This window comes from Providencia rettgeri, assembly GCF_041075285.1.
In the GTDB taxonomy this organism is placed as follows: Bacteria; Pseudomonadota; Gammaproteobacteria; order Enterobacterales; family Enterobacteriaceae; genus Providencia; species Providencia rettgeri_G.
In genome coordinates, this window is the sequence record NZ_CP163512.1 from 1,993,215 (window position 1) to 2,015,335 (window position 22,121).

Consider the following 22,121-nt stretch of genomic DNA (forward strand, 5'->3'; position numbering starts at 1 on the left):
ACCATTATTTCTATTTATGCCTTGCTATACCTCCAATATAACAAAAAACCGAATTCATAATATTCAAGTTTTAATTTCGTTAAGGATTAAGCCTATGCCAAAAGACAAAATCTGGAAACTGCTAATTCTAATAGCAATTCCAATCATTATCGCCTTAATACCGACCCCTGCGGGGTTACCGCATATCGCATGGTTATTATTTGGTCTTTACCTCGCAGCGATTGTCGGATTGGTATTAAAACCTTATTCAGAACCCGTTATTTTATTGGCCACTATCGCCGCCAGTGCCGTGATTATTGGTATGACCGGAACAAAAGATGTGAAAGCCAGTGAAGTATTAAGTGGTTATGCATCAGGAACAACTTGGCTGGTCTTTGCAGCATTTACGCTAAGTGCCGCGTTTGTTATCACCGGCCTCGGTAAACGCCTTTCGTATATTTTGATTGGTAAATTGGGGGGAACGACATTAGGCCTGGGTTATGTGACGGCAATCCTTGACCTCATTATTGCGCCTGCAACGCCATCCAATACGGCTCGCGCTGGGGGGATTGTTTTCCCGATCATTAACAGCGTGGCGGTCGCGTTAGGTTCTGATCCTGAGAAAAGCCCTCGTAAAGCAGGACACTATTTGTTAGTTAACGTGTATATGGTGACCAAAACCACTAGCTATATGTTCTTAACAGCAATGGCACCAAACGCATTAGCGTTAGCTATGATGAGTGACATTATGGGCATTCATTTAAGTTGGGGCGGATGGGCGCTTGCCGCATCCGTACCGGGCTTAATCATGCTGATTTTGACACCACTGATGATTTATAAACTGTATCCACCTGAGCTCAAAAAGGTGAATAACAAAGAGATCGCAGCAAAAGGCTTAGCCGATTTAGGCCCAATGACCATGCGTGAAAAGCTGTTAGCTATTATCTTTGTTATCGCGCTATGTGGTTGGATTTTCTCAGACTTTGTCGGAGTGAGTGCATCTAGTGTTGCTATTGCAGTTATGGCATTGACCTTAATTTTAGGTGTTGTTACATGGGATGACGTTCTGAAGAATAAAGGCGGCTGGAATACCCTGATTTGGTACGGCGGTATTATCAGTATGTCCGGCGTTCTCACTAAAGCAGGCTTCTTCAAATGGTTAGCTGACACCATGAGTCAGTACTTATCTTTCGGTGACCAAGCCATGTTAGCCTTCTTCGTGATCATGTTTATCAGTGTCGCGATCCGCTACCTGTTCGCCTCTGGCGGTGCTTATGTTGCCGCTATGGTACCTGTATTTGCCACTGTCGGTATGGTCGCAGGTGCTCCTCCAATGTTACTCGCACTCGGCTTACTGTTCTCGAACGCATACGGTGGAAGTGTGACCCACTACGGTGGTGCCGCAGCGCCAATCGTCTTCGGTGCTGGCTACAACGACATTCGTTCTTGGTGGATCATTGGTGGATTAGTGGCTTTCGTTAGCTTATTTGTCCACATGACTATCGGCTTAGGTTGGTGGGAGATCTTAATCAGTACTGGATTAATTTAAACACCAGCGAGGGCGTAACATAGGTTATGCCCTCTTTATTTATTCACATTATTTATTTCTCTATGTTCCAGCGTTATTTGCAGTCTTGGCTATAACATGAATTTTATTAGCGCAACCTTAATTTCTTTCTAGGTTTAACGAATAATATTAAGGCGAGTTTACCCTAAATAGTTCGCGTTGTAGCAAGGCGGCAAAACGAAGACATCCCAAGGAGCATACATCAGTATGTGACTTGGGGGGCTGAGTGCAGCCAACACAGCTACAGCGTGAACTATAATGGGTACAATCTCATTATGTTCTTGAGTTTATCTTAATATTCTCGAGTTTATCCTAATATTCTCGAGTTTACCCTAAATAGTTCGCGTTGTAGCAAGGCGGCAAAACGAAGACATCCCAAGGAGCATACATCAGTATGTGACTTGGGGGGCTGAGTGCAGCCAACACAGCTACAGCGTGAACTGTAATGGGTACAATCTCATTATGTTCTTGAGTTTATCTTAATATTCTCGAGTTTATCCTAATATTCTCGAGTTTATCCTAATATTCTCGAGTTTATCCTAATATTCTCGAGTTTACCCTAAATAGTTCGCGTTGTAGCAAGGCGGCAAAACGAAGACATCCCAAGGAGCATACATCAGTATGTGACTTGGGGGGCTGAGTGCAGCCAACACAGCTACAGCGTGAACTGTAATGGGTACAATCTCATTATGTTCTTGAGTTTATCTTAATATTCTCGAGTTTACCCTAAATAGTTCGCGTTGTAGCAAGGCGGCAAAACGAAGACATCCCAAGGAGCATACATCAGCGTGTGACTTGGGGGGCTGAGTGCAGCCAATACAGCTACAGCGTGAACTGTAATGGGTACAATCTCATTATGTTCTTGAGTTTATCTTAATATTCTCGAGTTTACCCTAAATAGTTCGCGTTGTAGCAAGGCGGCAAAACGAAGACATCCCAAGGAGCATACATCAGTATGTGACTTGGGGGGCTGAGTGCAGCCAACACAGCTACAGCGTGAACTGTAATGGGTACAATCTCATTATGTTCTTGAGTTTATCTTAATATTCTCGAGTTTATCCTAATATTCTCGAGTTTACCCTAAATAGTTCGCGTTGTAGCAAGGCGGCAAAACGAAGACATCCCAAGGAGCATACATCAGTATGTGACTTGGGGGGCTGAGTGCAGCCAACACAGCTACAGCGTGAAATATAACGGGTAAACAGATGAAAAAGATTCCTTGTACACTAATGCGTGGCGGCACCTCGAAAGGTGTATTCCTTTTAGCGGACTCCCTTCCTAAAGATATAAAACAACGGGATGAGTTAATCCTTGCCATTATGGGTTCTGGCCACGCGCTGCAAATTGATGGTATTGGTGGCGGTAGCCCTCAGACCAGCAAAGTTGCTATTATTAGTCCTTCGACTCACCCAGATGCTGACGTCGACTATTTATTTGCTCAAGTTTCCATTACCGAGCGTATTGTCGATACTTCACCGAATTGTGGCAATATTCTGTGTGCTGTCGGTTCCTTTGCTATCGAAAAAGGGTTAGTCCCTACGACAGGCGAAACAACGACAGTCAAAATACGCAATGTCAATACCAATACCTTTGTGAATGCAACGGTACAAACACCTAATGGGCAAGTCGAATATGATGGTGACACCACCATTGCCGGTGTTCCTGGGCACGCTGCCCCTGTTGCACTGACATTCTTAAATGCCTGTGGTACCAAAACAGGAAAATTAATGCCGACAGGGCATTCTATCGATACCATTGACGGGATCGATGTCAGTTGTATTGATATGGCAATGCCCGTGGTGTTAATTGATGCTTCTCAACTTAACAAAACAGGCTATGAAACAGCTGAGCAACTCGAAACCGACTCAGCATTTATGCAGAGACTTGAAGCAATTCGCATTAAAGCAGGTGCGGCAATGGGGTTAGGTGACGTTAGCAAAAAAGTGATACCTAAACCGATTTTGATTTCACCCGCTACCCATGGTGGCACGCTTAACGTGCGCTATTTTATGCCACATAAGTGCCATGGTGCACTCGCTGTAACAGGCGCGATCGCTATCGCCACGAGTATTATTCTTCCTAATAATGTGACACAGCGATATGTTCAGTCCGTAGATAAGCATAATATTGCTATTGAGCATTTAAGTGGCAAATTTGAAGTTGCATTAAACCAGAAAGGGGATTCACCCGAAAGTCTACAAGCGTCCATCATTCGAACGGCACGTAAACTGTTTGAAGGGGATGTGTTTGTACTGTAATGACATTAACCTGCCCTATTGATTCGGGCAGGTTATTCGATACTATCAATCGAGTAAATTGACAAATTCGCCATTAATATAATAAGACACTTGAAATGCCTCATCAGGGGTAGGCAACTCTAACTTACTCGCCATTCGTTCCATCACCGACTCTGGCACTGCAAATTTTCGCTGTTGATTTTGTTGTCGCCACTGCTTATAAGGCACTTCTAAATACACCAAATGCACTTTAGCTTGATAACGAGCAAACAAACTCACCATACTTTCTCGCAAAGAAGCACTGAGCGAAGTTGCATTCCAAATAAAGTCTGTTTTTGCACGCAGAAATTGCTTGGCCTGCTCTTTGCCTTGTTGTGCCACCCAACCTTGTGCGTTTCTATCCGCAGGGCTGATTTTATGTTCTCGACGAATTTCATCAAGGCACACCATGTGGGTTTGGGGATAAAACTGCTTCACAAAATGATCTTTTCCCATACCTGGTAAGCCACATAGCATAATCACCTCACTGCCTTCTTCTTCAAACGGTTGATAGTCTGGGGTTCCCCTTTGATGATGAAAGTAATGAAAGCGCCCTGCCAGTGAGGCAAACTGTTTCGGCTTATCCCAGCAACCCTGTTCACGGCAAAATAGCTCAAATAACTCAATGCGAGCTAACAAATCCGTTTTATCTTCACAAATACGACCAATAGCATCTGCCTTTGCTAGCATACACAACAACGACATTTTGACGCGTAATGAAGCCGCAAAGAGCGTACGCTCTGGATCGGGTTTTTCCATCAACCATAAAGGCAAACCATGAAACCGGACAAGTGCCGCAATTTTTTCACGCAGTAAAAATGGCGTATCCACTTGGCGAAATAAAATATTTCGTACGGATAATTCCCCTTTTTTAGCGTGACCAGGTGAATAAATTCGCCCCTGTTCATCTTCACGCGTAGTGCTGCGCTTTTCTACGTCATGCAGTAATGCCGCAGCCCAAACGATATTTTGTTCAAGCTCAGAAAGTTGCTGATACTCAGGCAAACTTTCTAATGCATCCAGTACCATTTGAGTATGGATAGCAACATTACCCTCCGCGTGGTGCAGTGCATCTTGCGGAACCTGTTGCATATCACGAACAAAATCAAACTGTGCTTCAAGTTGTGCCCAATCGCGGTTTTTGGTTAATTGCCAACTCATGACTGTTCCCCTTGTCGCTCAAATGCCAGCTTTGCTCTTTGCCAATGACGCTTCCAATGGATATCAGTTTTTACGTGATTTTTGCGCACATATTTAAATACGTGAGACATAAAATCATCCACATGAAAGCCTTGGCTGTCACGGCTAACAATCCCCTCCATGCTACAAGCTTGGCCTGTATGCGTATCACGGGCGATAAATTGGCTATCTAATGATGCCGCTGCAATTAATGAGCGCGCATATTCTTGTTCACTCATATGCTTATTTACAGGCAATGTGAGTTGTGGCACGGTGGGAAAATCAAATAGCGCGGCATAGAACTGCACTTCTTCCCAACTTAGCCAATACTCACCTTGGCGCACCGCAAACAGATAAAAATAATCCTCGATATGTTGATATTCAATGGAGTGCACCGCATAGAGGTTTTCACCGAATAACTCGATATCCCCTAAATCGTCTTTAATCAGTTGCCAGCGTTGGCGAATTTGCTGGCTCCATGCCGATTGCGTAGGGGCACCGTGAGATCGCGCAAACACGCCATGCCGGTTCAAACAATTGTTTTCACCATCGAGCTTTTCTGTGTGGATCAGGGTATCGATTTTTTGGATATGAGACCACCAATCACTGTTGATACGATCGTCGCTTGTCGTACCAGGTGAGAACGGATAATGATACGTTCTACCATACTTTCTTGATTGCATATTCATCATGCTTTCTCTAAAGAAATAGAAATCCTCACAAATCATTAGCTGATTTGTGTCTTTAAATGTTGAGAAATCAAGAGTTGGTATTACATATCTATTCCGAGTAACGGCCTCATTTATTGAGTACTAATGCACCAACATTAGCCAAGGAGAATTAGATTTAGAGGGATGATAATTTAATAGTCAAGATAAATACCATCAATATATTCCTAAATCGCCCAACATAGGCATTATTGTACCGTTATCTGGCTTTCATCAATAGCATATTTCACCACCACTTTATTGCGATATAAGCAACTATCCTGCAATGTAACGGGCTCTTGGCCTTTAGTGGTGATTTTCTGCCAAATTTCATTGTGACGATAAACGACGTTATTTTCACGGGTAAATTTGTGATTATTTTGGTAGATATGGTATTTCACATCACGAGGATCACTACATAACAACTCCCCTTCCAGTTGGTGCTCCGCAATATTAAATACCAATTGAAAGGCGCTTTGTGTTGGGTTGTAAAATACCAAGTCAATGTAGTTATAAAAGATGGCGGCCCCTGAACCAAACGGCAATACACGCCCTTCATCAGGGAAAGGGTCAAAACTATGATTCGCTCTCTCAATCACCCGTAGTGGCGAATGCAAAACCATCCAATGAATTAAGTTACTCAATTGGCAAATTCCCCCACCAATACCCGCGCGAGCCTCCCCAAAAGACAGTTCCATTCCTTCAACAAATCCGCGTCGAGCCGTCGGTTTTCCAACTAATCGACAAAAAGAAAAATACTCCCCCGGATAAATCGTAATACCATTCATGGCTTGTACCGCAATCCGTAAGTTAATCACTTTGTTATGTTGTAGACGCAAGTCAGAGTTGCCTAATTTACGTATCAGCTTAGAGGTATGTTTAATGTAGCGGTATTCAAGTCGTTCGCTGGATTTGACTTTCGAATAGTATTTAGAGGAAAAAGCCCAATGCATCCTTCGAGCAAGACGTTTTTGGGTGACGCGTAGCCAATAGAGAATAGGATGATAAGAAGAAAGTGGCCGACGCATGACAAACTCTTGTTGATTTCATTAACCAATAAATGATGTCATAGGCATCCGCTTTTAGACATAGTAACTATCTTAAATTAGCAATCAAACTGTTCAATAGATTTTGTGTCTGTCGCTAGGCGGCAAAGAAAGTCAATCCCGAGGAGCATACACCAGTATGTGACTCGGGTTGACTTTCGAAGCCAACAACGGGACACCATTAAGAGTGCGCTTTAACGAATACGCTCGGATTATTCAATAGATTTTGTGTCCCGAGGAGCATACATCAGTATGTGACTCGGGTTGACTTTCGAAGACAACAACGGGACACCATTAAGATCACGCTTTAACGAATACGCTCGGATTATTCAATAGATTTTGTGTCTGTCGCTAGGCGGCAAAGAAAGTCAATCCCGAGGAGCATACATCAGTATGTGACTCGGGTTGACTTTCGAAGCCAACAACGCGACAGACCAAAAGATGAAGAATAATCAGTAGAGACCGAGTACCGCCCCTACAGCAAGTAAAAAGAAACTAAACAACCAAATCCAACCAAATGAGTAACGTAAGTGACGCCCCATATCGATCCCCGCAAGCCCCATCGCTAACCATGCTGCTGGGGAGAATGGGCTAACAAATGTCCCGGCGTTGTTACCAATGGCCATTGAATAGACCACCGCTGATGGGTCAACTCCCACTGTACCCGCAATTTGTTGAATTATCGGCAGTAACGCAAAATAGTATGCGTCTGTACTCGTGAAAATATCCATTGGTACACCAATAATACCAACAAAAATATGGACTTTTGATACCCATTCCATGGGTAATACAGCGGTTAAATCCAGTGCAATGGATTTCAGCATGCCACCTTCGGATAAAATACCTAAGAACGCCCCTGCGGCTAAAATGATCGCTACCATGCCAAGAGCTTGTGGTGCATGTTGTGAAAGCACTTTCATTTGATCTTTCGGGTTTGGGAAGTTAACCATTAATGCAAGCGAAAGGGCAATCATAAAGACATAAGGTGCTGACAATAAACCAAATGCTAAACAGATAACCGATGCGATAATCAACCCGCCATTAATTAGCGGTTTTTTAGGTTGATGAATAGTATCCGTCACATCTGCGGTATCATCACTGACAGGCAACAGTGAATCCATTTCATATGGCGTAGTGCCGTTAAGTTTTGCAGCAGCAATACGACGTTTTTCACGCATACCCATAATAATGGCAAAGACCACTGCTCCGCCCATGCCAATTAATTGAACAGGGATCAAATGCTGCCATAACGTAGAGGCATCAATACCGGTTACTGCGGAAGCCCTGCCTAATGGCCCTCCCCACGGTACCATATTCATGATCCCCATGCTGGCACACATTAATAGCAACATTAAATATGGGCTCATCCCAAGTTGGCGATACAGCGGTAAGAGTGCTGGAATTATGATTAAGAATGTTGCGGCGCCAGAGCCATCTAAGTGTACAATTCCGGCAATAAGTGTTGTCATAATACAGACAACAATAATATTTCCGCGGGTCATTTTGACCATTAATCGAATTAAAGGGTCAAAAATATGTAAATCTTTCATTAGGCTAAAGAACAAAATGGCAAATAAGAACATGGCTGCCACTTTAGAAACTTTATTGATCCCGCTTTCAAAAAAAACAGATATTTCTGCAATTGAATACCCTGCGAGTAGCGCACCAATAAAGGGGATACATGACATTGCGATAATAGGGCTAACCTTCCCCATCATTAATAAAGTGACTATCGATACAATGATTAAAATACCAATAATTGTTAACACATTTCTTTCCTTCTTAGAATTATATTTTTTCAGGTGAATCCGTTTCTAATTTATTAGCTTTATGACATACAATTTTTCATATTAGCCATATCAGATAATGTGCTTATATAAATCCTTCAACATAACAGCAAGCCCCAATTTATATTTTTGCTGCCACAACAACTTATTCACACTTATTAAAATCACTATTTAAAATAAAAAAATAGTCAGACCTACTATTAACACCATTAAAACCATAACAGACCATTAGCTCCAAGAAATATTGGTTATTAATTATTTAATTAATAACTTGTGAAATTATCGATATCTATAATTACCCATTATTTTCCTATTTTATTTTTTACAGTTTTTTTTGAATGAAATTGTTATTTTTTATACAGGGTAAAAAGGAAAATATGCTTTTTGAAGATTTACTCAAATATGAATTAAATTACTTGATTTTTTTCTTTATAGCCTATCTAAAAAACACCATTTTCGAGTCAATACCACACCATCTCACAAAAAATGATTATTGATTTAGGTATAATTCTAAGATAACGAAAGATTACCAATAGGAATTCGCTAATGAGTCGCCTTTTTTCTTCTGCAACAATGGGTCAAGTTTCACTAAAAAACAGAATTATTGTTCCTCCTATGTGCCAATATTCAGCCAATGAAGGTTTACCAACGGCTTGGCATAGATCGCACTATATGAATCTCGCCTTATCTGGTGCGGCATTAGTCATTGTAGAAGCTAGCGCTATCTCCCCTGAAGGGCGGATCACCTATAAAGATCTTGGGTTATGGAATGACGAGCAAACACACGCAATGCAGCAGATGCTGAGTGATATTCGGCAATATTCCGATGCGCGTTTAGGCGTGCAAATAGCCCACGCAGGGAGAAAAGCATCATGTGATCTTCCTTGGTTAGGGGGCAAAAGCCTTCATGTAACCGATGCTCATGGCTGGCAAACTGTCGCCCCTTCTCCATTGGCGTTTGGTGATAATGCCCTTCCGCGGGAATTAACTATCGATGATATTGAGAAAATTAAACAACAATTTATTGATGCCGCTAAACGTGCAGAACAAGCTGGGTTTGATGTTATAGAGATCCACGCTGCCCATGGCTATTTATTGCATGAATTCCTGTCACCGGTGTCAAACCAACGCCAAGATGAGTATGGCGGAAGCTTTGAAAATCGCAGCCGTTTACTCGTTAATGTTTTCCATAAAGTACGTGAAGCTGTCAGCCCTAACATTGCCGTTGGTGTGCGTATTTCAGCAACTGACTGGGTCGACAATGGCTGGGATGTCCCTGAATCTATCGAACTGTGTGAACAATTAGAAGAGCTCGGGTGCGATTATATTCATGTTTCGTCTGGCGGGCTGTCACCAGAACAGCAAATTCCACTGAGTCCTAATTACCAAGTGCCTTTGGCACAAGCTATTCATGAACATAGCATGATGCCAGTTATTGCCGTCGGACTCATTACCGAGCCTCTACAAGCAGAAGCGATTGTTGCTACACATCAAGCAGATTTTGTGGCAATTGGACGCGGTATGTTATTTGAACCACGTTGGCCATGGCGCGCAGCGAGTGAATTAAATGAACAAATTGAGGTTGCACCACAATATTTACGCAGTGCTCCACATCAATTTAAACATTTATTTAAGTAAACAGAACCCGCAGTGTAATACTATTTTACTGCGGGTTATACAGCATTAACGTGCGTCTTGCGAACACTGTTGAACAAATTCAATCATTGTTTTCTGGAACTCAGGCTCAGCGTTGCCTGATTTTTCCAGCTCGCTGTCCATACGTTTAAATTCACTTAAACCATATTTTTCAATGGTTTTATCGTATGCACAGCCGCAAATTGCGCTAATTGCTTTTGCGGTTTCACCTTGTGGATTACCTGAAGCTACCACACAGGTATTCACAAAGTTTTCTTTGTATTCTGCAATTTCTGATTTTTCATCAGAACATGCTGATAACACAGAGACCACACCCACCATACCCAATATTAATGCTAATTTTTTCATTTTTCGCCTATATTCCCATTTTAGCTATAAATCACTAAACAAGTGGCAATGCATGTTCTTGCCCAGTATTTTGCTTTTTTGGGTGGTTATTTTCTATTTTTAACACTATTAATCTTAACTCACAAAATAAGAACTTCTTATTAAGATTAATATCCCCGTCAGTAAATCTTACTATTAATCATAGTCGTTTTCTTTAGAAAAATCCGCAATGATTAATGCTTTTTTATCTATTCATCTTATTTTGACAATGAGTTTGCACAACGCCAGCGATAATAAAATAAAGAAAACAAAATCAATACACAACCAACAATTTGAATAAATGGCATACGTTCGTGATACCAAATAGCGGCAACAAAAACCGTCATTACTGGCTCTAAGATCATAATAATCGCAGCATTCGCTGCTGTGGTATTTTTTTGACCAATAAGTTGCAACACAAAGCGTAAACTGGTGGCAATAACTACACTTGCGACTAACCACATCATGGTTGGCGCTGATAGGCTTGTTGGCCACTCTTCTAAAAACAATGAAAGACTTAATCCAACGATCCCTGTGGTTGCTAACTGTATAGTCGTTAAGGGTAAAAGAGGCACCATTCGGGTATATAAACTGGTATAACAAAAATAAATTGCCTGAACGATAGCCGCCCCTAAAAACCATAGTTGGCTCGCTTTAAACTCAAGTTGTGCTTTAAAAAGGGTTAAACAGGCTAGCCCGATAACCGCCACAGGTAAGGCTTCCCAAAAGTAGCGAGTGGGTCTATTTTTTAAGATAACCCATGCAACTAAGGGAACAAAGAGCATCGCGAGGCTCATAATAAACGCCCCTTCCCCAATAGAATCCGTAATAGAGACGGCATGGATCCACAAAACTAAATTTAACGCCATCCAAGTGCCTGTCATCAATATTTTGGGGAGCTGTTTCAGTGGAATTCTATTCTTTTTTCCTTTACAAAAAGGGAGCAATATAATGGCCGCGAGTAAAAAACGAGTCCCTAGAAAAGCAAAAACAGGCATACCTTGAACGGCTTCTCGGGAAAAAACCCACCCCCAAGCAGCAATCATCGTGGTTAAGACCAAGAAGAGTTCGGCTTTCCTTTGTGAGTACATGTTTCCCTCTGTATAAATTTGACGGTGATCTTATATATCATACTGGCTTTTAGCGCCAAACCAATCACATTTATGGCCTTTCGTTTCCTTCTTTTAAATTAAAAATATCCCGCCAAAAAATGTAAATATGACCTTTAAATTGCCCTGATTTCCTCTTAATTACATTGTTCTTATTCTTATCCATTATTTTAACAAACAAAAATTGTAAAAATAAATCCTGAAACCTCTAAATGGGGAAATAGAAGAAAAAACTCGACAATTTTTTATTCACTTTTTATCTGCGATAATTGAATTATCGTCACGGTATCTTCTATTACTCGGCTTATTGCAACTATTTATTACAACAAAGGTAAATTGCCATGATCATGAAAAATACTGTCTCAACAGATAAGGATATGATCAAAAAAGTTAAACTTGCCATTAAAACGCGAAAATATGCCCATCCAGATGAAATCAGTTTGTTATGGCAACATGCGCTAAATTTCAAATCCTTGATCAGTTGGAATAAAATAATGTTAATTTCTATTCTGGTCAGCGCCGTTATTATAATCATTCGTGTTCTTTGACATCCAATGGAATAAAAAAAGTCGAGCAATAATTGCTCGACTGTGGTTGTTAACAAAGTAGGATAAAAGCATAGCTTCTCCCACTTTGTGTTCATTTAACCCAATATGATTACCAGTAGCCTAAGAATTTCCACCAGATACTACCAATAAAGAACCAAATAGCCAGGTTTACAACACTCATAACAAAACCTGTTTTCCACCATTCTCCAAGTGTTGCATAACCTGATCCGAAGATGATGGGCGCGGTCCCTGTTCCATAATGGGTTAATGACATCATTAACGATGATGAAAATGCCAATGTTAGTGCTAATAGCATTGGAGGTGCTCCCAGCGCTAAACCTGCTGAGAAAAATGCCGCATACATGGCCGTGATATGCGCAGTCGTACTCGCAAAGAAGTAGTGGGAGTAAACATAAATTAAAACGAGAATAAGCATACCCCATACCCAGCTAATCCCCATGCTATCAATCGTACTGCCAACGGTTAAAGACATCCATTTGATCAAGCCTAATTTACCCAAGAAGCTTGCCATCATGACTAAGGCTGAGAACCAAACAACCGTATCCCAAGCTCCTTTATTTTTCAGCACATCATCCCAATTAATTACCCCGGTTGCCAATAGGATGCTGAGTCCAATAAAAGCGGCCGTTGTTGCATTAACACTATAAGCCGAGCCAAAAATCATTGCGGGGACGCCTGCCCACATTAATAACAGTAAAGCAAATACCCCCAAGGTGATTTTTTCTGGTAACGATACAGGACCTAATTGTTGCAAACGCTCTTTTGCAAAATTAGGTGCATCTGGCGTTGAAGTGATTTCTGGTTTGTACATAAAATAAATAACCAGAGGCATTAAAATAAGCGACACAATTGCAGGAACAAATGCCGCAATAGCCCACATTCCCCAAGTCAGTTCATTACTTTGACTGGTTTCGCTAATAATCAAACTGACGATTAATGGATTTGGCGCTGTTGCTGTAATAAACATCGCTGATGTGATCGGATTAATATTATAGTTTACTAAAGAAAGATAGCGCCCTATTTTACCCGCAGTCCCATCTTCTGCTTTTGAACCAAAACTATCTGAGATTGAACGCATAATCGGGTGGATAATTCCCCCACCGCGTGCTGTATTACTTGGTGTTACTGGCGCAAGTATTGTTTCAGCGATCGCAAGGGAATAGGCAATTCCAATGGTTTTTTTACCAAACAACGAAATAACATAATACCCAATTCTGGCGCCTAAGCCTGTTTTATTCAAGCTCATAGAGACCATAATTGAAATACCAATTAACCAAATTAAGTCATTTGAGAAGCCACTTAAGGCATCGGCAATCGCCCCTTTTGTCGATTCTGGATTGGTTACCCCTGTTGCTGCAACTAATGAAATAGCCACAATAGACACACCACCAATTGGTAATGCTTTACCAATAATAGCGGCTATCGTGCCCACAAATAATGCTAAGAGGTGCCACGCATTTGGATTCACCCCTTCAGGAACGGGGATCAAAAACCAGATGGTCAGCGTTATTGCAACTGCGATTAATGTTGGTACAGGTTTTAACGGTGTAAGTTTATTCATAAAGTTATCCATACATGCCTAAAGATGGAAATACTGGGTATATTTAGATAATTGTTCTGATTTACATCATCATGTTAACAATGTAAGACCCAAAAACTTTGATCGTTATCAGTGAGTTACTTTGTTTTATAAAAAAAGTAACTTTTTTTGTAACAATTCGTAATAACCAACTCACTAATGAATCTTGAACCATTATTTAATGCACAAAATCCCAAGTTTATTTTTAATAACAAAAAAACTAATTTACCCTCTGAATTAGTATTTCACACGTTTATAATGTATCTTTGCTCCGTAATATTTAATGCTTCAATTGACTATTTTCTTTTCTCAATATACTTACATTTCAAATTTTTTTATAATTCGACCTTATTTTTTGTAGGCTGAATCGAATTAACAATACAAAAATTAGAAAATATTATTTTTTTTAATATATGTAGATAATATTTCAACTGTATTTTATGGTTAAAAAAAGATAGCCGGATGGACACGTGGCGAAGTAGTACTTAGATGACTTCATTCATCTGGTATGAGGTTACTTATTAAAAAGAGCGGTTACTTGAAAATCATAATTGACATTTTTTGCTACTCGAAATTGTTTTCAAAAATGGATACTCGTTTCTTGTTATTGTCTTAATCACCATTAGCTATCCTACTCTTCTTAACGAGCCTTGAGGAAATAAAATGCTTACCAATCAATCAAACAGTACCAACTCACCACAATCTTGCATTATATTGTGTACAACCAATAGCCATGAAAATGCAATTAACATTGCACAACATCTTTTAGATAATCGCTTAGTCGCTTGCGTCTCGTTATTACCGGAAATAACGTCCTTATACCTTTGGCAAGAGCAGATCACAAAAGACAAGGAAGTATTACTCCTCATTAAAACAACGCAATCTAACCAATTAAATGTCTTTGATGCGATAAAAAAAATACATCCTTATGAAATACCTGAATTAATTAGGCTTGACCCAAGCCAAGTGGAAGATAATTATTTGCAATGGTTAATTAATTCCGTGAAATAACTCCCTATCCAAATGAATTAAAAAGAATTATTGCATCACTAGCCAACTTAAGAGGTGTATTTACAAAATAATTTATCTGGTCGGGTATGGTTTACGTTAAATTAATGGTATACAAATAGACTCGCTTTATATTTATTTTCCTCCTTATTTTTGGGAGGTTTTTTTTTGCTTTTTTACCCCCTCCTCAACCTCGCCAAACAAAATAAAAAATTACACTAACTTGATTTTTTATGTATTTATACTGTTGTTTACCCTCACTATAAATAACAGTTGATAATATACAAAATAACATTATATTAATTCATATATTATATATTCATTAAATAAGATAGAGGGAAAACAATGTCTAAATACCACGAAATTACCCAACACATCAGTAAAAACCTCCCAGAATTAAGTAAACATATCCCGGATGTTATGAAACACTTTTCGGGGCTTGTTAGCACAGGTGTTCAAGATGGTGCCCTTGATAAAAAAACAAAAGAGCTCATTGCGATTGGTATTGCAGTTGCAAACCGCTGTGATGGTTGTATTGGTTTTCATACCAAAACATTGGTGGAATTAGGTGTGACAGAACAAGAACTCGCAGAAGCCCTTGGTGTCGCTATTTTTATGGGTGGAGGCCCTTCCGTCATGTATGCAGCCGAAACAATCAGCGCTTATAAAGCGTTTTCGAACCAATAAACCTGATGACGATGTTTACCTTAGGCTATTCCCTTCAGCCTAAGGTAATGGAGAACTGTTTAATTAAAAGGTGGCTTCTAAGCCAAGCCTAAACGTCCTTCCCGGAATTGGCATATAGATAACAGTGCCAGGATCAAACGCATAGCGGTTAGTTAAGTTATCAATATTAAAATTCACATGAATATTTTTTTGAATTGAATACTTACCTAACAAATCAAATGTCGTCGTTGCATACAGTTTAGTGACTGGCGCCGCTGCGGTTCCTACTAACCATTTTTGCGGGTAATCTTTCCCTGAGTTATAGCGCACCCGTAAGCCTGTTTGTAATTTTTGATCAAACATTTTTGCCCCCACTATCCCTGTGATGACTTTTTTCGGTGGAATACGTGAGGGTGATAACCCCCACGCAAATCCAACGGAGTTACAAGCTGATGGTAGGTTACCTAACGCCATTTCATCTCGTGAACACAGTTCTGAATTATTGTAAAAAGTGGCATCAAAAGAACCAAAAGCATAATTAGAGTCATACTTAGCTTCAATTTCATAGCCTGAAAGTTTGAAACTATCGTAATTTTTCATCACTACATAAGGAGAATACACCCCTGTTGGGTTCACCCCCTGAGAAAGATAGCCTTTAATATTATTGTTAAAGTAAGCTACCCGCAAATGAGTGCTATCTTCAGCAGAAATAAGATTATTTTTCGCTAAGTTCATGCCGACTTCAAATGACTTAGCATGCTCAGGCTTCAATGGAACATCGGGAGTATAAGAATAGGTTTGCCCAGAAACGGTGGTTTCAAATAGGCTGGGCTCTCTATAACTATCTGAATATTTTGTATATACATCTAACTCATCAGTAACATGAAAACGTAGCTCACCCAGCAAATCATTTTTCGGACCATAGCTGATACTCTCACCAAGAACATGGTCTTTTACGTCAAAAGAGTGAATTCGCCACCCCACTAAAGTACTGACCCAGTCCCCCTTATAAGCCATATTAGTAAAGGCTGATGTATTGGTGCCTTTGGCATTACGCGTTACAGGAGTCAGTTCTTCCCCTGGGATCGTGCCTTCTGGTGTCCAGATCGGTTGATAGGTCTTGGTCAACGGTTTTGAGCGTTGCTGCATATATTCCACACCATAAGTGACATCAATCGGATAATCTGCAAATTCAGAGGTATTTTCTAAATTAAAACCCATTCGTTCATCGGTATATCGGTGCTGATACTGATCACCATAATGAGCAGTGACATCATCTGTAGTCCCATTACGTTGTTTAAATTTTCCTTTCGTCCACCACAGCCCTAAATTCATATCGACCCATAATGAGTCAGGCTTATAGGAATAATTCATTGACGCAGTATCAATATTCGCTGAACCTAATGTCCATTGCGGCATTTTTCCATCAGATTGATACCAATAAGCGGCTAATACTTCCCCTGCTTTTTGTTCATGTCGGCGATAATTTAATTCCAGACTGGAATACGGATTAATAAAAATATTCGTCTTCAGTAAAGTGGATTGGCTTTCGTAGCTCGTATTAACCACTTCTTGTCCCGGTTTTATCGGAGCATCAGTATTGGAATATTTATGATAGCCATTTTTCCCCGCAAAAAAGTTACCTTGTTTTCTATCACTATGAGCAATTAACACATCAAACGTGTCATTACGATAAGCAACCCCAGCCGTAACTGAGCCATTATTAAAATGGGTATTTTTAATACCATCAGATAGACGATATTGCGATTCACTCCGTTCTTCTGAAGCAATAGTAGGGCGACGGTTATTGTTATAAATATTCCCCTTAAATAAAAAGCCAAATTGATCCCCTTGAGGAATAATACTGCTTGCTGATAAGGTTTTTAATTTGACTGTGCCACCGATAGCACCGCCCGAGAACTTACTCATCGATGCTCCTTTTTCAATATTAATCGTATCGACTAAATCCATGTCAATATAGGTTCTATCTGTACTACCTTGATAGCCACGCCATGTATTGGTTGATTGCAAACTACCATCAATAATAATAGGCACTCGACCATTACCTTGTAGGCCTCGAATACCAATATCTAGCGCTCCAGCTTCATTTCTCGCATTATTTACTTGCAAAGAAGTTTCATTGGCAAAAATATCTGAATTTGTTGTGCCTCTAACCGTTGAAATATCTTTCGTGTTTATTTGCTTGCTATTTGACTTTATTTTGCTGGCTGTCACGAGGAGCTTATCTTTTTGAGGTGCTGTGTCGGTTCCATCCGCTAACGCTGTGCTTGAAGAGCATATGACAAGCAAGCTGATTATATTTTTATTTTGAAATATCATTTAAGTAACGCCTTCACTCATTAATAAAAAATTTATTAAGACGATGAAATACCGTACAGGCAGTTTTCAATACCACTACTGCTATACTGGAATTCGTGAATTTAATGGTGGGTTTATAGACTACGCCATAAACAAAATCAGCATAAAAACCTTATTTATTGAATGGTTACAAATCCATTCTCCCAACAAATATAAGTAGGTCTTGGAATATACACTAATGATAATAATGATCAAGATCATATTAAATATCATTCGCATTATCATTTAGTGATATTGCATTTATTAATACTTTATTTATTTAGCTCCCAAAAAAAACGACAATACTTAACGTATTGCCGCTTAAGAATAATCAGTAATCAAAGATGAAAATATAAAACGCAGCTAATTTAATTTATAGCGTGTTATTTCAGTGGTGGACGCCGTACTGGTGCCCCATCTGCGACATAATAATTCACTTCACTCCCTTGTAGTGGTGGGCGATTGCGAATTTTATCTGCGATTTTTTCCGCAATCATAATGGTCGTTGCGTTTAAATTTCCCGTAATAATAAGTGGCATAATCGACGCATCCACTACCCTTAAGCCTTTGAGTCCATGCACACGCCCCGCACCATCAACGACAGCCATATCATCATTGCCCATTTTACATGTTCCACATGGGTGGAACGCGGTTTCCGCTTTATCGCGAACAAAGGCATCCAGTTCTTCGTCAGTTTGGATATGCTTACCAGGGCTAATCTCTTCTCCTCGGTAAGGATCAAGTGCTGGCTGCGCCATAATCTCTCGTGTAATACGAATAGCGGCACGGAATTCTTCCCAGTCCTGCTCAGATGACATGTAGTTAAATAAGATACTCGGATGTTGGCGTGGATCCAGCGACGTTAAACGCACTCTGCCACGACTTGGCGAACGCATTGATCCGACATGAGCCTGAAAACCATGCATATTCACCGCATTACTGCCATTGTAATTGATGGCCACGGGCAAGAAATGAAACTGAATATTCGGCCAAGCAAATTTATCACTGGTGCGGATAAATCCCCCCGCTTCGAATTGATTGCTCGCTCCGACGCCTGTGCCTTTAAATAACCACTGTGCGCCAATCATTGGCTGGTTATACCATTTTAATGCCGGGTATAAAGAGACTGGCTGCTTACATTCATATTGTAAATACATCTCAAGGTGGTCTTGCAAATTTTGTCCAACACCTTCCAAAATATGCACTTTTTTAATATTAAATTCATTTAATATGTCTTCAGGACCAACGCCGGAACGTTGCAAAATTTGCGGGGAAGCAATAGCGCCTGCGCATAAGAGCACTTCCTTTTGTGCTTTCACTGTCGTTGCGCTGGTACTAGCACCTTGGTAATATTTGACACCTACCGCTTTTTTCCCCTCAAATTCAATAACATCTGTTATTGCATGCGTCACGATGGTCAGGTTTTTTCGCCCCTTGGCCTGATCTAAATAGCCTCGACCCGTGCTGGCACGTCGCCCTTGCGGTGTAACCGTACGATCCATTGGGCCAAAACCTTCCTGTTGGTAGCCATTGAGATCATCGGTTCTTGGGTAGCCGGCCTGTACGCCTGCATCTACCATCGCCTTAAACAAGATATTGTTATCTGTTTTCGGGGTAGTGACACTCACAGGTCCGTCTCCACCATGATAGTCATTGGGCCCAATATCGCGGCTTTCTGCTTTACGGAAATACGGCAAACAGTCAAGGTAACGCCAATCTTCAAGGCCCGGTGCTTGCGCCCACCCATCAAAATCCATGGCATTTCCACGGATATAACACATCCCATTGATTAGCGATGAACCACCGAGCCCCTTTCCGCGCCCACATTCCATGCGGCGATTGTTCATGTGTGGTTCAGGGTCAGTTTCATACGCCCAGTTATAACGACGCCCTTGCAGCGGATACGCTAATGCGGCTGGCATTTGTGTGCGAAAGTCGAGCCGATAGTCTGGCCCCCCTGCTTCAAGGAGCAGCACAGTAACTTCAGGATCTTCTGTCAGGCGTGTAGCAAGAACGTTACCGGCTGAACCAGCACCGATAATAATATAGTCATAGACCATTGTTATCTCCTCTGTTTCAGTCAAATTTAAATGATGTGATTAAAAAACGGATGTAAACTCCCCGAGTTCCACTTGAATTGATTTGATTTGGGTATAATTTTGCAGCGTAATGATGCCATTTTCACGCCCAATCCCCGAATGCTTATAGCCTCCCACTGGCATCTCTGCTGGGGATTCACCCCATGTGTTGATCCAACAAATGCCGGCTTCTAACTGATGAATAACCCGATGAGCACGCGTTAAGTCCTGCGTCACAATGCCCGCTGCCAGCCCATATATGGAATGGTTTGCACGTGCAATCACTTCATCTTCCGTTTGATAGCTTAAAATGCTCATCACTGGGCCAAAAATTTCTTCCTGCGTGATTTGCATGTCATCGTCGCAATCGGTAAAAACGGTGGGAGCCACATAGGCGCCATTGGCAAAATCTCCCTCAGTGATCCGTTCACCACCACACAATAATCGCGCCCCTTGCTGTTTCCCTAACTCAATGTAACGTAATACATTTTCCATATGGGGGAAGCTGACTAGTGGGCCAAAATTGGTGTCTTCTTCAATGGGGGAACCGATGTTAATCCGTGCCACACGCTCAATAATTTTCGCTTCAAACTGCGCTTTAAGTGATTGAGGAATAAATACCCGAGTTCCATTGGTGCAAACTTGGCCTGAGCTGTAAAAATTGGCCATCATGGCGATATCGGCGGCTTTATCTAAATCCGCATCAGCAAAAATAATTAACGGCGACTTGCCTCCCAGCTCCATAGTGACATCTTTTAGGGAAGAGACTGACGCATTTGCCATCACTGTTTTCCCTGTAGCTATCCCGCCAGTAAATGATACTTTGGCAATTTCAGGATGTTCGGTGAGCCATTGCCCGACTTCACCTCCCTTGCCCGTCACCACATTAAACACCCCTGCCGGGACGCCCGCTTGTGTATAAATTTCAGCAAGTTTAAGTGCGGTTAACGATGTCACTTCACTGGGTTTAAAGACCATAGCATTACCCGCAGCAAGAGCCGGTGCGGATTTCCATAAGGCAATTTGGATGGGGTAATTCCACGCGCCTATCCCCGCCACAACCCCCAAAGGTTCACGGCGGGTATACACAAATGCGCTTTCACGTAAGGGGATTTGTTGCCCTTCAAGGGCAGGAATTAAACCTGCGTAGTATTCGAGCACATCTGCCCCCGTCACAATGTCCACATAACGGGTTTCTGAAAGTGGCTTGCCCGTATCAAGGGTTTCAAGGTAAGCCAACTCATCATTACGTTCACGTAAAATATCCACCGCTCGACGTAAAATCCGAGAGCGTTCCATTGCGGTCATGGCGGCCCACACTTTCTGCCCTTGTTTGGCACTTTCAACCGCCCACTGAATATCTTCTTGACTGGCAGATTGCAGATTGGCAATCACCTCCCCATTGGCGGGATTGATTGCGGGGAATTGGTCACACTGCGGTTGCGAACTATCAACATAACCACCATGAATATAAAGCTGATGTAGTGGTGGGTTCTTCATATTATCTCCTTTTAAACTATTTTAGGTTTGAGATACTTGCGCCTCGCCGAGTTTCATTTCGATATACTCATTGGTTATCTTTAACGCATCTGAAACGGGGAAAACCTCGTTACTTAACGCACTGCGTAGCCACAATCCATCAATTAGCGCTGCAAGGCCTTTTGCCGCCATTCTCGCCTCCTGTTTTGCAAGCACACGACCAAACTCATAGCTTAAATTTGAATATAAACGCCGATCATTAACTTGCTGTAAGCGGTTTAAATTTGGCTGGTGCATACTGCTTGCCCAAAATGCGAGCCATGTTTTCATCGCCGCTTCACTGGTTTGCGTTGGGTCGAAATTTCCCTCTACTATGGCTTGAATGCGCGATTTTGCGTCTGCTCCTGTTAACATTCTCAAACGCATCGCAACGGCAAAGCCCAATTGATATTGAATATGGCGCATAGTGGCTTCGAGCAGGCCATTCTTGTCACGGAAATAATGACTAATAATCCCTGTGGAAACCCCTGCTTTGCGAGCGATTAATACAAAGCTGGCTTCTTGCATGCCAACCTCATTAATCACCGCTAACGTCGCCTGAATTAACTGCTGTTTACGTATCGATTGAATTCCTATTTTCGGCATGAGCTCTCAACCTAAAAACATATTGTCTCCAATTATTAAACGTTTTTTTAATTGAATGTTCAATCAA

The 22,121-nt window shown here is 41.2% G+C and carries 17 protein-coding genes; 6 read left to right on the top strand and 11 right to left on the bottom strand.

Translation table 11 applies throughout. The features are described 5' to 3' along the window. Positions 1-94: 94 nt before the first annotated feature. Together AB6N04_RS09100 and AB6N04_RS09105 are read left to right on the top strand one after the other, a co-directional pair. Positions 95-1,528, top strand: a complete 1,434-nt coding sequence (locus AB6N04_RS09100) for an anion permease (RefSeq protein ID WP_369311612.1) — start codon at positions 95-97, stop codon at positions 1,526-1,528. 1,223 nt (positions 1,529-2,751) lie between these two features. Continuing rightward, positions 2,752-3,804 (top strand): 4-oxalomesaconate tautomerase, encoded by a 1,053-nt coding sequence (locus tag AB6N04_RS09105; RefSeq protein ID WP_369311614.1) that lies wholly within the window; start codon positions 2,752-2,754, stop codon positions 3,802-3,804. A 45-nt stretch (positions 3,805-3,849) separates the two neighbouring features. Here the strand turns inward: AB6N04_RS09105 and AB6N04_RS09110 are convergent, their stop codons facing one another. The 4 genes from AB6N04_RS09110 to AB6N04_RS09125 form a co-directional block, all read right to left on the bottom strand. Beyond that, complete coding sequence (locus AB6N04_RS09110; protein ID WP_369311616.1) at positions 3,850-4,983, bottom strand: AAA family ATPase; 1,134 nt, start codon at positions 4,981-4,983, stop codon at positions 3,850-3,852. After that, a complete protein-coding gene (locus AB6N04_RS09115) occupies positions 4,980-5,690 on the bottom strand; it encodes an RNA ligase family protein (protein ID WP_369312057.1) in 711 nt (236 codons plus the stop codon). Before AB6N04_RS09115 ends, AB6N04_RS09110 begins: the two co-directional genes overlap by 4 nt. A gap of 227 nt (positions 5,691-5,917) precedes the next feature. Next, positions 5,918-6,736, bottom strand: coding sequence for a VanW family protein (locus AB6N04_RS09120; protein WP_369311618.1), 819 nt, complete (start codon positions 6,734-6,736; stop codon positions 5,918-5,920). Between the two features lie 470 nt (positions 6,737-7,206). Next, the gene (locus tag AB6N04_RS09125) at positions 7,207-8,523 is read right to left on the bottom strand and encodes a CitMHS family transporter (protein ID WP_369311620.1); all 1,317 of its coding nucleotides are present in this window, start codon (positions 8,521-8,523) and stop codon (positions 7,207-7,209) included. 564 nt (positions 8,524-9,087) lie between these two features. Between AB6N04_RS09125 and AB6N04_RS09130 the strand changes: the two genes are divergently transcribed. Continuing rightward, positions 9,088-10,179 (top strand): NADH:flavin oxidoreductase/NADH oxidase, encoded by a 1,092-nt coding sequence (locus AB6N04_RS09130; protein WP_369311622.1) that lies wholly within the window; start codon positions 9,088-9,090, stop codon positions 10,177-10,179. A 45-nt stretch (positions 10,180-10,224) separates the two neighbouring features. Here the strand turns inward: AB6N04_RS09130 and AB6N04_RS09135 are convergent, their stop codons facing one another. Both AB6N04_RS09135 and AB6N04_RS09140 read right to left on the bottom strand, forming a co-directional pair. Beyond that, on the bottom strand, positions 10,225-10,545 hold the full coding sequence (locus AB6N04_RS09135; protein ID WP_369311624.1) for a hypothetical protein: 321 nt from the start codon (positions 10,543-10,545) through the stop codon (positions 10,225-10,227). Positions 10,546-10,781: 236 nt separating this feature from the next. Beyond that, complete coding sequence (locus AB6N04_RS09140; protein ID WP_369311626.1) at positions 10,782-11,654, bottom strand: DMT family transporter; 873 nt, start codon at positions 11,652-11,654, stop codon at positions 10,782-10,784. 359 nt (positions 11,655-12,013) lie between these two features. Here AB6N04_RS09140 and AB6N04_RS09145 point away from each other — a divergent pair, with 359 nt between their 5' ends. Then, positions 12,014-12,220, top strand: a complete 207-nt coding sequence (locus AB6N04_RS09145) for a 3-oxoacyl-ACP synthase (RefSeq protein WP_369311630.1) — start codon at positions 12,014-12,016, stop codon at positions 12,218-12,220. Between the two features lie 109 nt (positions 12,221-12,329). Here AB6N04_RS09145 and AB6N04_RS09150 read toward each other — a convergent pair whose 3' ends face one another. Further along, entirely contained in the window at positions 12,330-13,802 is a 1,473-nt protein-coding gene (locus AB6N04_RS09150; protein WP_369311632.1) for an anion permease, read from the bottom strand. 681 nt (positions 13,803-14,483) lie between these two features. Here AB6N04_RS09150 and cutA point away from each other — a divergent pair. Continuing rightward, positions 14,484-14,831: a divalent-cation tolerance protein CutA gene (cutA, locus tag AB6N04_RS09155; protein WP_369311634.1), complete on the top strand. Its 348-nt coding sequence runs from the start codon at positions 14,484-14,486 to the stop codon at positions 14,829-14,831. Between the two features lie 342 nt (positions 14,832-15,173). Next, a complete protein-coding gene (locus AB6N04_RS09160) occupies positions 15,174-15,515 on the top strand; it encodes a carboxymuconolactone decarboxylase family protein (RefSeq protein ID WP_369311636.1) in 342 nt (113 codons plus the stop codon). Between the two features lie 63 nt (positions 15,516-15,578). On the opposite strand, the gene AB6N04_RS09165 is transcribed toward AB6N04_RS09160, so the two are convergent. The 4 genes from AB6N04_RS09165 to betI all read right to left on the bottom strand — a co-directional run bounded on the left by AB6N04_RS09165 (position 15,579) and on the right by betI (position 22,054). Further along, on the bottom strand, positions 15,579-17,834 hold the full coding sequence (locus tag AB6N04_RS09165) for a TonB-dependent receptor (protein WP_369311638.1): 2,256 nt from the start codon (positions 17,832-17,834) through the stop codon (positions 15,579-15,581). 401 nt (positions 17,835-18,235) lie between these two features. Further along, positions 18,236-19,912, bottom strand: coding sequence for a choline dehydrogenase (gene betA / locus AB6N04_RS09170; RefSeq protein WP_369311640.1), 1,677 nt, complete (start codon positions 19,910-19,912; stop codon positions 18,236-18,238). A 39-nt stretch (positions 19,913-19,951) separates the two neighbouring features. Beyond that, the gene (betB, locus tag AB6N04_RS09175; RefSeq protein ID WP_369311642.1) at positions 19,952-21,430 is read right to left on the bottom strand and encodes a betaine-aldehyde dehydrogenase; all 1,479 of its coding nucleotides are present in this window, start codon (positions 21,428-21,430) and stop codon (positions 19,952-19,954) included. Between the two features lie 21 nt (positions 21,431-21,451). Further along, a complete protein-coding gene (betI, locus tag AB6N04_RS09180; protein ID WP_369311644.1) occupies positions 21,452-22,054 on the bottom strand; it encodes a transcriptional regulator BetI in 603 nt (200 codons plus the stop codon). Positions 22,055-22,121: the final 67 nt, after the last annotated feature.

Coding starts and splice junctions, on each gene's coding strand:
- AB6N04_RS09100 (WP_369311612.1), top strand. CDS start 95: ATGCCAAAAGACAAAATCTGGAAACTGCTAATTCTAATAGCAATTCCA.
- AB6N04_RS09105 (WP_369311614.1), top strand. CDS start 2,752: ATGAAAAAGATTCCTTGTACACTAATGCGTGGCGGCACCTCGAAAGGT.
- AB6N04_RS09110 (WP_369311616.1), bottom strand. CDS start 4,983: ATGAGTTGGCAATTAACCAAAAACCGCGATTGGGCACAACTTGAAGCA.
- AB6N04_RS09115 (WP_369312057.1), bottom strand. CDS start 5,690: ATGAATATGCAATCAAGAAAGTATGGTAGAACGTATCATTATCCGTTC.
- AB6N04_RS09120 (WP_369311618.1), bottom strand. CDS start 6,736: ATGCGTCGGCCACTTTCTTCTTATCATCCTATTCTCTATTGGCTACGC.
- AB6N04_RS09130 (WP_369311622.1), top strand. CDS start 9,088: ATGAGTCGCCTTTTTTCTTCTGCAACAATGGGTCAAGTTTCACTAAAA.
- AB6N04_RS09135 (WP_369311624.1), bottom strand. CDS start 10,545: ATGAAAAAATTAGCATTAATATTGGGTATGGTGGGTGTGGTCTCTGTG.
- AB6N04_RS09140 (WP_369311626.1), bottom strand. CDS start 11,654: ATGTACTCACAAAGGAAAGCCGAACTCTTCTTGGTCTTAACCACGATG.
- AB6N04_RS09145 (WP_369311630.1), top strand. CDS start 12,014: ATGATCATGAAAAATACTGTCTCAACAGATAAGGATATGATCAAAAAA.
- AB6N04_RS09150 (WP_369311632.1), bottom strand. CDS start 13,802: ATGAATAAACTTACACCGTTAAAACCTGTACCAACATTAATCGCAGTT.
- cutA (WP_369311634.1), top strand. CDS start 14,484: ATGCTTACCAATCAATCAAACAGTACCAACTCACCACAATCTTGCATT.
- AB6N04_RS09160 (WP_369311636.1), top strand. CDS start 15,174: ATGTCTAAATACCACGAAATTACCCAACACATCAGTAAAAACCTCCCA.
- AB6N04_RS09165 (WP_369311638.1), bottom strand. CDS start 17,834: ATGATATTTCAAAATAAAAATATAATCAGCTTGCTTGTCATATGCTCT.
- betA (WP_369311640.1), bottom strand. CDS start 19,912: ATGGTCTATGACTATATTATTATCGGTGCTGGTTCAGCCGGTAACGTT.
- betB (WP_369311642.1), bottom strand. CDS start 21,430: ATGAAGAACCCACCACTACATCAGCTTTATATTCATGGTGGTTATGTT.
- betI (WP_369311644.1), bottom strand. CDS start 22,054: ATGCCGAAAATAGGAATTCAATCGATACGTAAACAGCAGTTAATTCAG.